The organism is Roseateles sp. P5_E11, assembly GCF_054049355.1.
The window spans coordinates 1-2,182 of sequence record NZ_JBFUMO010000779.1 but is presented as its reverse complement, the minus strand read 5'-3'; the positions used below and the strand labels follow the sequence as shown (position 1 = coordinate 2,182).

The following is a 2,182-nucleotide window of genomic DNA, read 5'->3' as shown; positions in this document are numbered from 1 at the left end:
ATTCCCCTGGCGCTCCGCTCATCTCGCCTTCCCTGGCGACGCCCAGCCTCGCCACGGCACCCAGGCGTCGCCTCGCCTCGGACCAATACAAAACCAGATCAAGGCCACCCAGCTACCAGCTGGCGAGCACTGCCGGGCGCCTTCTTACGACTTGCACAAGGGTCGCGTCGCCCAAGCGCAACAGTTTTATACGCGCAAAGATACCAATTAAGCACCAATTTGATCCGCTAGATTGGTCGCCCCAGAGAGGGCGCCACCCAATGAGCAGACACTTTGCCGCCACCACTCGGGAAACCCCCCAGTAAAAATTGGTAGCAAAGTGGCGTTATCAATCGTTACAGTGGCATGGCACTGGTTGGATGCGCTTTTGAGGGCAAACAAGGCATCAACCGGACCGAAGGTGGTATGCAACGCACCCGAAGCAGTCACCGCCGCCCCAATTCATTGGCCACAACGAGGAACAGCATATGAAGGTCAAGCAGACTCCCATCTCGCAGGCGGTACTCATCGCTTTGCTTGGCGCCAGCGGCGCCGCCATGGCGCAGCAAGCCCCGGCTCCCCAGCAACTGGACACGGTCACCATCACCGGTATCCGTGCGTCGCAGGAAAAGTCGCTGAGCGTCAAACGCAATGCCGACGCCCACATCGACGTCATCTCGGCCGAAGACATCGGCAAGATGCCGGACAAGAACGTGGCCGACTCGCTGGCCCGCGTGCCTGGGGTCACCATCCTGAACAGCCCGGCCGGCGGCTCCGGCGGCTTCGACGAACGTGACCGCGTGGGCCTGCGCGGCACCAACCCCAGCCTGACGCAGACGCTGCTCGACAGCCACGGCATCGCCAATGGCGACTGGTTCGTGCTGGACCAGACCGGTGCCGGCGTCGGCCGCAGCGTCAGCTACTCGCTGCTGCCCTCCGAACTCGTCAGCCGCGTGGAAGTGCGCAAGAGCGCCGAAGCATCCCTGGTGGAAGGCGGCACGGCAGGTTCGGTGAACATCATCACCCGCAAGCCGCTGGACTTCGCCAAGGCGCTGACCTTTGAAGCGGGCCTGGGCGCGGTTTACGCCAGCCTGCCCAAGAAGACGGACCCGCAGCTCAGCGTGCTGGCCAACTTCAAGAACGAGTCCAAGACCTTCGGCGTGCTGGTGCAGGCCTTCTCGGAAAAGCGCAGCCTGCGTCGCGATGGCGTGGAGACGCTTGGCTTCATCAACAAGCTGGACAGCACCAATGCGCCCGCCCTCGTCGCCGCGCACCCCGAGCTGAACGGCGTCTACACCCCCGACCTGATCGGTGCCGCCTATTTCACGCAGGAGCGCGAGCGCAAGGGCGGCCTGGTGCGCGCCCAGTTCAAGCCCACCCAGGACGTGGACCTCACGCTGACGGGCTTCTCGTCCAAGATGGACGCGGACAACTACAACCGCAATTACCTGATCGCGCCGCGCGCCGGCCTGATCAACAGCGCCACGATCTCGAACTACAAGATCGCGACCGACAGCAAGGGCGTGAAGACGCTGACGCAGGCCACCTTCGACTGGGCCAGTTCGTCGACCGCCGGCTACTACGACATGATCTCGCGCAAGGCTTCTGCCGAGAGCAACTTCCTGAGCCTGGATGGCAGCTTCAAGGTCAACAGCGCGCTGACGCTGACCGCCAATGCCGGCACGTCCAAGGGCAAAGGCCAGACCGTCAGCCAAGATGTGGTTGAGCCGCACATCGCCGCCACGCGGGCCAGCTATGCCTTGCAAGGCAACGACACCGCGCCCGCCTTCAGCTTCACCAACCCCACGGTGGGCTTTGACTGGATCTTCGGCGCCGAACACGTCATCGTCCACGACAAGGAAAGCTGGGCCCAGGTCGACGGCGAGTACTCGCTCGACTCCGGCGTGCTGAAGAGCCTGAAGTTCGGCGTGCGCAGTGCCCAGCACAAGCGCCACACCGATGCGACGCTGAACCAGGGCCCGGGCTGTGCTACCGGCACGCCGTACCGCGTCGGCCCCTGGGACTGGAGCAAGCCTAGCGCCTGCGCCGATGCGAACGGCAACGATGCGCCCCAGCTCTCGCCCTACACCCTGCCRGCCTTCAGCCAGTCCTTCCCGGGCAACTACGGCAGCGGCTTGGGGCAAGGCTTCCCGACCAACCTGACCTATATCTCGGCCGCGGCCCTGGCCGAGTACAACAGCCG

At 64.2% G+C, this 2,182-nt stretch carries 1 protein-coding gene; it reads left to right on the top strand.

All coding sequences use genetic code 11. The features are described from left to right. Nucleotides 1–467: 467 nt before the first annotated feature. Nucleotides 468–2,182, top strand: a 1,715-nt coding sequence (locus ACXJKR_RS30470; RefSeq protein ID WP_457326026.1) for a TonB-dependent receptor plug domain-containing protein, incomplete at its 3' end; no start/stop codon positions are given.